Source organism: Streptomyces sp. CO7 (assembly GCF_053474865.1).
Window position 1 is genome coordinate 457755 of the sequence record NZ_JBRIOU010000002.1, and the last position, 7393, is coordinate 465147.

At 74.1% G+C, this 7393-nt stretch carries 10 protein-coding genes; 5 read left to right on the forward strand and 5 right to left on the reverse strand.

Annotation, left to right across the window (positions count from 1 at the left end):
- Nucleotides 1-353: 353 nt before the first annotated feature.
- Both ACOV8S_RS03975 and ACOV8S_RS03980 read left to right on the forward strand, forming a co-directional pair.
- Nucleotides 354-1523 carry a sensor histidine kinase gene (locus tag ACOV8S_RS03975; RefSeq protein ID WP_448316126.1) on the forward strand — a complete coding sequence of 390 codons (1170 nt, stop codon included), beginning with the start codon at nucleotides 354-356 and terminating at the stop codon, nucleotides 1521-1523.
- Nucleotides 1520-2203, forward strand: a complete 684-nt coding sequence (locus tag ACOV8S_RS03980; RefSeq protein ID WP_448316127.1) for a response regulator — start codon at nucleotides 1520-1522, stop codon at nucleotides 2201-2203. Before ACOV8S_RS03975 ends, ACOV8S_RS03980 begins: the two co-directional genes overlap by 4 nt.
- 90 nt (nucleotides 2204-2293) lie before the next feature.
- Here the strand turns inward: ACOV8S_RS03980 and ACOV8S_RS03985 are convergent, their stop codons facing one another.
- From ACOV8S_RS03985 to ACOV8S_RS04005, 5 genes are all read right to left on the reverse strand, one after another.
- Nucleotides 2294-2509, reverse strand: a complete 216-nt coding sequence (locus ACOV8S_RS03985) for a hypothetical protein (protein WP_448316128.1) — start codon at nucleotides 2507-2509, stop codon at nucleotides 2294-2296.
- Between the two features lie 31 nt (nucleotides 2510-2540).
- Nucleotides 2541-2795 carry a hypothetical protein gene (locus tag ACOV8S_RS03990; protein ID WP_448316129.1) on the reverse strand — a complete coding sequence of 85 codons (255 nt, stop codon included), beginning with the start codon at nucleotides 2793-2795 and terminating at the stop codon, nucleotides 2541-2543.
- Between the two features lie 156 nt (nucleotides 2796-2951).
- Nucleotides 2952-4058 (reverse strand): ABC transporter substrate-binding protein, encoded by a 1107-nt coding sequence (locus ACOV8S_RS03995; protein ID WP_448316130.1) that lies wholly within the window; start codon nucleotides 4056-4058, stop codon nucleotides 2952-2954.
- A 241-nt stretch (nucleotides 4059-4299) separates the two neighbouring features.
- Nucleotides 4300-4401 (reverse strand): putative leader peptide, encoded by a 102-nt coding sequence (locus tag ACOV8S_RS04000; RefSeq protein ID WP_351116369.1) that lies wholly within the window; start codon nucleotides 4399-4401, stop codon nucleotides 4300-4302.
- Nucleotides 4402-4543: 142 nt separating this feature from the next.
- Nucleotides 4544-5002, reverse strand: a complete 459-nt coding sequence (locus ACOV8S_RS04005) for an RrF2 family transcriptional regulator (RefSeq protein ID WP_448316131.1) — start codon at nucleotides 5000-5002, stop codon at nucleotides 4544-4546.
- A gap of 137 nt (nucleotides 5003-5139) precedes the next feature.
- Here ACOV8S_RS04005 and ACOV8S_RS04010 point away from each other — a divergent pair, with 137 nt between their 5' ends.
- The 3 genes from ACOV8S_RS04010 (at nucleotide 5140) to ACOV8S_RS04020 (ending at nucleotide 7365) form a co-directional block, all read left to right on the forward strand.
- Entirely contained in the window at nucleotides 5140-5238 is a 99-nt protein-coding gene (locus ACOV8S_RS04010; protein ID WP_351116371.1) for a putative leader peptide, read from the forward strand.
- Nucleotides 5239-5404: 166 nt separating this feature from the next.
- Nucleotides 5405-6514 (forward strand): LLM class flavin-dependent oxidoreductase, encoded by a 1110-nt coding sequence (locus ACOV8S_RS04015; protein WP_448316132.1) that lies wholly within the window; start codon nucleotides 5405-5407, stop codon nucleotides 6512-6514.
- Complete coding sequence (locus ACOV8S_RS04020) at nucleotides 6511-7365, forward strand: ABC transporter permease (protein WP_448316133.1); 855 nt, start codon at nucleotides 6511-6513, stop codon at nucleotides 7363-7365. Before ACOV8S_RS04015 ends, ACOV8S_RS04020 begins: the two co-directional genes overlap by 4 nt.
- Nucleotides 7366-7393: the final 28 nt, after the last annotated feature.

The following is a 7393-nucleotide window of genomic DNA, read 5'->3' on the forward strand; positions in this document are numbered from 1 at the left end:
AAGAGCTGCGGGACCACCGCCGGGCCCTCCCCCCGGGCCGCCGTGCGCAGCGCCCACCAGCCCAGGACCAGGCCCACCGCCGCCGCCAGCAGCGCCAGGTTCGCCCCGGTCCGCCCGTCGCCGATGGCCCCGCCCGCGGGCGCCGCCGACCAGAGCTGTGCCGCGTCCATGCCGTTCCCCTTTCGTCCGGCCCCGAGCATGTCGCCGGACCGGCGCTCGGGGCGTCCCCCGGACGTGGACATCACGACCTGCCGCGCGGGCCGCAGCCCGGCGCGCGGGTACCGCGGACGCGGTAGCCGGCCCTCGTCCGTGAGCCGGATCCGCACCGCCCGGAAGGTCACTAGGGTGCGGGCATGGCACTGTGCGTGGGGAAGGGGCGGCTGCGCGTCCCGCCGGCCGCCGTGGACGCGATGACCGCCCTCGGCGCGGCGGCCCTGCTGGTCGTCGGCGGCCTGTCCGAGGGAGGTCCGTCCCAGGGCGGCCTGCCCGAAGGCGACGGCCACCTCGGCGTGCCCGCCCTGGTGCTCCTCGGCGCCTGTGGCCTCGCACTCGCCGTCCGGCGCCGCGCGCCCCTGCCGGTCCTGGTCGTCACGGCGCTGTGCGCGCTGGGATACCAGGCGGCCGGCGCCGAGGTGCTGGCCGTGCCCTACCTGGTCGCCGTGTACGGCGTGGTGCGGGCCGGCCGGCGTCCCTTCGCCCTGGCGGTTTCGGCGGTCCTGCTGGCCGCGCTGCACGTCTGCGCCCTGCTGCTGCGCGACGGACTGCCCGTCACCGAGGCGCTCGCCGGGCCACGGCACGTCCTCGAACTGGCCTGGCTCGTCGCCGCCTTCGCCACCGGGGAGGCCGTGCGTCAGGCGGAGCGGCGTGCGGACGAGGCCGAGCGGACCCGGGAGGAGACCGCCCGGCGCCGCGCGGACGAGGAACGGCTGCACATCGCACGGGAGTTGCACGACTCGCTCACCCACCAGATATCGATCGTCAAGCTCCAGGCCGAGGTCGCCGTCCACGTGGCCCGGCGGCGGGGCCAGGAGGTGCCGCCGGCGCTGTCGGCGATCCAGGAGGCCGCGCGGGAGGCGAGCCGGGAGCTGCGGGCCACCCTGGAGGCGCTGCGGGACGACGACACCGCCCCGCCGCCCGGTCTGGAACACCTCTCCGACCTGGTGGAACGTGCCCGGTCGGCCGGTGTCGGGGCGACCCTGCGGGTCGAGGGGGAGCGGTGGGACGTGCCGGCCGCGGTGGCCCGCACCGCCTACCGGATCGTCCAGGAGGCGCTCACCAACACCGCCCGCCACGCCGTCGGCGCGACCACGGCCGACGTCAGCGTCCGTCACGGGGCGGACCGGCTGACCGTCCGGATCGACGACGACGGCAGGGCCGCACCGTCCGCGGCCCCCGCCCCGGGGCTGGGGCTGCTCGGCATGCGCGAACGCGTCACCGCCCTCGGCGGCCGGCTCGAGGCCCGGCCGCGCGACGGGGGCGGCTTCACGGTCCGCGCCGAACTGCCCGTGGAGCCGGCGTCGTGATCCGTGTCCTGCTCGTCGACGACCAGCCGCTGATCCGCAGCGGATTCCGCGCCCTGCTGAGCCTGGAGGCGGACATCGAAGTGGTCGCCGAGGCCGGCGACGGCGAGGAGGGCCTCGCCCTCGCCGCGCGACACCTGCCCGACGTGATGCTGGTCGACATCCGGATGCCGGTCCTCGACGGCATCGCGACCACCCGCCGCGTCGCCGCCGACCCGGCACTGGCCGCGGTGCACGTCGTCGTCCTCAGCAACTACGGCATGGACGAGTACGTCCTGGACGCGCTGCGGGCCGGGGCCGCCGGGTTCCTGGTCAAGGACATCCTCCCCGACGACCTGGTGCACGCCGTGCGCGTGGCCGCGCGCGGCGAGGCGCTGCTCGCGCCGGCGCTGACCCGGAGGCTCATCGACCGCCACCTCGCCCAGCCGCCCCCGGCCGCCCCGGCCGTCGTGCTGGACCGGCTGACCGTCCGCGAACGCGAAGCCGTCACCCTCGTCGCGCGCGGCCTCTCCAACGACGAGATCGCCGCCCGCATGGTGATCAGCCCGCTGACCGCCAAGACGCACGTCAACCGCGCCATGACCAAGCTCGACGTCCGCGACCGCGCTCAACTCGTCGTGCTGGCCTACGAGTCCGGCCTGGTCGCGGTGCGCGGAACTACCGACCGTCCCTGCGCCCCATGACGACGCCGGCGACGACCGCGGCGCAGGCGATCACCAGCAGCACGACTCCCGCCGCGCCGTGGGGGAACCAGAGGGCGGCCAGGGTCACGGTCAACGGCCGGTCCCCCTGCCGAGCGCCTTGGGCAGCAACGTCACGAGGAGGACGCCGGCCGCGCCGATGCCGACCGCGGACCAGCCTCCCGCGTTACCGCGCAGCACGAGTGCCAGCCCTGCGGCGACCGCGATCGCCCCGAAGCCGATCGCGCCCAGCCGGTTGCGGCGCACCGCCGACCGGGATCCGTACAGCTCTTCGTTGAGGCGCGCCATTGCTTCAACTCCTGCCGTTGTGAACGAAAGTTCAGGCGTTCCGCTGAGATCGGGGCGGCTGGGCGCGCCTTCGGCCCCGCAGGGCCAGGCACGTGCCGGCGGTGAAGACGGCACCGACGACACCAAGGGTCACGCCGACGGTCGGTTCGACGAAGGCGACGATCACTCCCAGCACGGTCAGTGCCGCGGAGGCGAAGACGCTCAGCCACAGTGAGACGGTGATGACGGACTCGGGACCTTCGTTCCCGCCCCGGAGCGAATCCCCGCCGTCCGCAACGATGTTCACGGCTCCTGCCTCCAGACCGGTGGGCGTCGAGAGGTGCCGGGTACCCCCGAGTCGGGGACGAATGCCGCCCCGCCCTGCCCCGTCCAGGAACGCCGCGGAGGCGGTGGCCGCTCGGCCACCGCCTCCTGGGGTCCGGCCCGAGGGGGCCGGTCGTTGCTACCGGACGCCGAGGCCGGCGTCGTCGACCGCGTCCTTGCCCTCGGCCTCGAGGACCTTGTTCAGCGGGGCGAGGTCGTAGATGCCCTTCAGGCTCGGCTTCTCCAGCAGGCCCGCCTTCACCGCGTGCTGCGCCTGCGCCTCGAGCGTGGCGGCCAGCGGGTCGTCGAGGAAGGTGACGGACTTCCAGGCCGGGTCCAGCACCTCCGCCGGCAGGTCCTTGCCCGTCAGTTCCTTCAGCGCCGCGTTGGCGGAGGCCTTGGCCTCGTCCGGGTTGGCGTTGATCCACGCGTTGGTCTTCACCGAGCCGCGCAGCACCGCCTCGACGACGTCGGGGTGCTCGTCGAGGAACTTCTGCGACACGATGATGTTGGTGATGACGAACTTCTTGTCCGGCCACAGGTCCGACTCGTCGAGCAGCACCTTGCCGCCCTCGGCGACCAGCTTGGACGCGGTCGGCTCGGGCACCCAGGCGCCGTCGATGGAACCGGACTTGTAGGCGTCCGGGGTGATCTTGTTGTCGGTGCGGAAGACGGAGACGTCGCCCTTGCCGCTCTCCGCGTCGACCTTCCACCCCTTCTCGGCGACCCAGTTGAGGAACGCGACGTCCTGGGTGTTGCCGAGCTGCGGCGTGGCGATCTTCTTGCCCTTGACGTCGTCGAGGGTCTTGATCCGGTCAGGGTTGACGACCAGCTTCACGCCGCCGGAGGCGGACCCGCTGATGACACGCAGGCTCTTGCCGGCCGACTTGGTGTAGCCGTTGATGGAGGGGGAGGGGCCGATCCAGCCGATGTCGATCGACCCGGCGTTGAGCGCCTCGATCTCCGACGGGCCGGCGTTGAAGGTGGACGCCTTGATCGTGGTGCCGCCGAGCTCCTTCTGGAGCAGGCCCTCCTGGACGCCGACCAGGGCCGTCGCGTGGGTGAGGTTCGGGAAGTAGCCGATCTTCACCTCGTCGGCGGAGAGCTTCTTCGCGCCCGCCGAGACCTTGGTCTCCTTGCTGTCGTCGGCGGCGTCGGAACCGTAGCCGCAAGCGGTGAGCAGGAGGGGGAGAGCGGTGAGGGCGGCGAGGGTGCGCAGGGCGCTGAGCGGTCTGACGGCAGACACGGAGGTGTCCTCTCGAGGAAGGGCTGGAACGCGTGGAACGCGAGAAGGCATGGCGGAACCCGGTGGGTACGCCGTTGTTCCGTCCGCCGGGCCCGTCGACGGCCGAAGGGCCGTCAGGCGCCGGAGGGCGGAGGAAGACGCACGGGTGGTGCGGGCGCCCGGTGCGCGGCAGGGTGCGCGGCACGGGGCGTGGCCGTCCCGCGGGCCGGACCGCCGGGGCGGGCGGGACGGGGCGGTCGGCTCAGACGGAGCGACAGATGGCGCTCGAGGTGCGGCCGAGATCGACGTGCCGGCGCGAGGTCAGGAGGAGGGACGACAGGGTGGCGCGGTCGAACGGACGCATGACACCCCTCACTTCGTTTCCCGGTCTTTCCTACCTGAATGCTGGGGATCGTGGCAGAAACCCGGCCGGGGACCAAGATGTGTTTCAGATTACGGACAGCTGCTTCTCGGATCGTGGGATCAGGCGGAATGCGCCGGTCCGGTCAGGGGTTCGTCCAGGCTTCCGGGCGGCCCGTCAACTCCGTTACCTGCTCCGGTAGTTGTGACGCCGCAAGGTCGGCGAGCGACACGCCGTCCAGGATCTCGCGCACGTTGGCCCGCAGGGCGATCCACAGCGGGAGCAGTGAGGTGGCGGGCCCGGTGTAGGCGAGGTCGGGCGGGCGCACCCCCCGCACCGAGACCAGGGGGCCGTCCACGACACGGATGACGTCGGCGACGCTGACGGACCCGGCGGGCCGGGCGAGGCGGTAGCCGCCGTTGCCGCCGCGCCGGCTCGTCACCAGGCCGCCCCGGCGCATGTCGTTGAGGATGCCCTCGAGGAACTTGTGCGGGATGTCCTGGGCCTCGGCGATGGCCTCGGCCGTCACCGGGCCGTCGTCCCGCGAGGCGGCGAGCTGCAGTGCGGCCCGTACCGCGTAGTCCGCCCTGGCAGAGATGCGCATGGGTCCATTGTCCGTGGCGTGCGGACCCGCCGGGCGAGGGGGTGGCGGATCCGGGTGAGGCGTCCGGTGTGTGAGACCCGATTCCGGATGACGGACACGGTCTTGATGCGCGCCCCCGGTGGATACACAATGCGCCCATGGCCCCCTTCCTCGTCACCCGCCGCCACGTGGACCTTCTGCGTGTCGCCGGGATGCTGTGTCGGGCCGACCTCCCGTGCCGCGCCGTCCGCAGCTGACCGCGCACACGTCCGTGCCGCGCTGAGGCGTCCTCCACGCCTGGCGCGCGCCCTTTCCCGTTCCGCCGCCCCGCGGTGACGGCGCGCCCTCGCGCGCCACCTCCTCCTCGTGCGACGCCCTCCCGGCGTCGCGCGCTCACCCCTTCCCTCACAGAGGTGCTTCGCCATGCCCGTGCGCCCTGCCCCCGTCCTGCACTGGTTCCTGCCGACCGGCGGCGACGGCCGTGACCCCGGCGGCGTCACCGCCGTCCAGGCCCGGTCCCGGACCGCCACCCGCCGCCCCGCCGACCTGGGGTACCTGGCCCAGGTGGCCAGGGCCGCCGAGCGGGCCGGCTTCGACAAGCTGCTCACCCCGGTGGGGCTGGGCTGCGTGGATCCCTGGGTGCTGACGCCGGCCGTCGCCGCGGTCACCGAACGGATCGGCTTCCTCGTCGCCTTCCGGGCCGGCCTGACCGGCCCCACCCTGCTCGCCCAACAGGCCGACACCTTCCGCCGGTTGTTCGGCGACCGGATCGCCCTGAACGTGGTCACCGGTGGCGACCCGGCCGAGCAGCGGGCGTACGGCGACCACCTGTCCAAGGACGAGCGCTACGCCCGCACCGGCGAACTCATACAGGTGATCCGGGAGTTGCTGGCGGGCAAGCCGGTCGACCACCACGGCGCCCACGTGCGGGTGAGCGGAGCCCGGCTGGAGAACCCCACCCTCGCCGCCCCGGTGCCCCTCTACTTCGGCGGCGCGTCCCCGGCCGCCGAAGACGTCGCCGCCCGCCAGGCCGACGTCCAGCTGCTGTGGGGCGAGCCCCCGGCCGCCGTCGCCGAGCGCATCGAGCGGCTCCGCGGCAAGGCGGCCGCCGCCGGCCGGACCGTGCGGTTCGGGCTGCGGCTGCACGTGATCACCCGTGACACCGCGGCCGAGGCCTGGGCAGAGGCCGACCGCATCCTCGGCCGCCTCGACCCCGAGGCGATCCGCGCCACGCAGGAACGCTTCGCCCGCATGGACTCCACCGGCCAGGCCCGCATGACGGCCCTGCACGGCGGCACGGCCGAGAACCTGACCGTCGCACCCAATCTGTGGGCGGGCATCGGACTGGTCCGCGAGGGCGCGGGCACCGCCCTGGTCGGCTCGCACGAGGAGGTGGCCCGGCGCCTCTTCGAGTACCGCGAGCTGGGCGTCGACGAGTTCGTCCTCTCCGGGTACCCGCACCTGGAGGAGGCCCTCCGGGTGGGCGAAGAGGTCGCCCCACGGCTCCGCGCCCTCACCGAGGCCGCCCGATGACCCTCGCCGAGGAGACCCTGCCGGTGGCGCCGCCCGCCGACAAGCCGCCCGCGCGGCGCCGCCGCCCCGCGGTCGTGCGGTGGACCGCCCTGCGGCTGGTCGCCCTCGCGGTCCTCCTCGCCGCCTGGCAGGCGGTCGTCGCGGCCGGGGTGTGGCCGCGCGTCCTCGTCCCGTCCCCGGCCGAGGTGTGGAGCGCCTTCGTGGAGGCGTCGACCGTCCACGACGGCGTCCGGGGCCACAGCGGGTACCTGCTCGCCGAGCACCTGGCGGTGTCGCTGCGCCGGATCGGTGTCGGCACCGGGTACGCGGCCCTCGTCGGCATCCCGCTCGGCCTGCTGATCGGCGTGGTCAAGCCGGTCGCCGTGGTGCTGGAACCCGCGGTCACCTTCCTGCGGACGCTGCCGCCGCTGGCCTACCTCTCGCTGCTGGTCATCTGGTTCGGCATCGACGAGTCCCCGAAGATCTGGCTGCTCGTCGTCGCCGCGCTGCCGCCGATCGCGGCGGCGACCGCCGCGGCCGTGCGCGGCGTGCCGGGCGACCTGGTCGAGGCGGCCCGGACCCTCGGCTCGGGCCCGGTGACGCTGCTGCTGTCGGTGCGCCTGCCGGCCGCGCTGCCCGAGATCCTCACCGGCGTGCGGATCGCCCTCGGCGTCGCCTACACCTCGGTGGTCGCCGCCGAGACCGTCAACGGCGTGCCCGGCATCGGCGGCATGATCCGCGACGCCCAGCGCTACAACCAGACGGATGTCGTCATCGCCGGGATCATCGCCATCGGCCTCTCCGGAATCGTCCTGGACTCCGCCTTCCGCGGACTGGAACGGCTGACCGTCCCCTGGCGAGGCCGCCGGTGAGCGCCCGCCCCGGGCCGCCGCCCGCCTC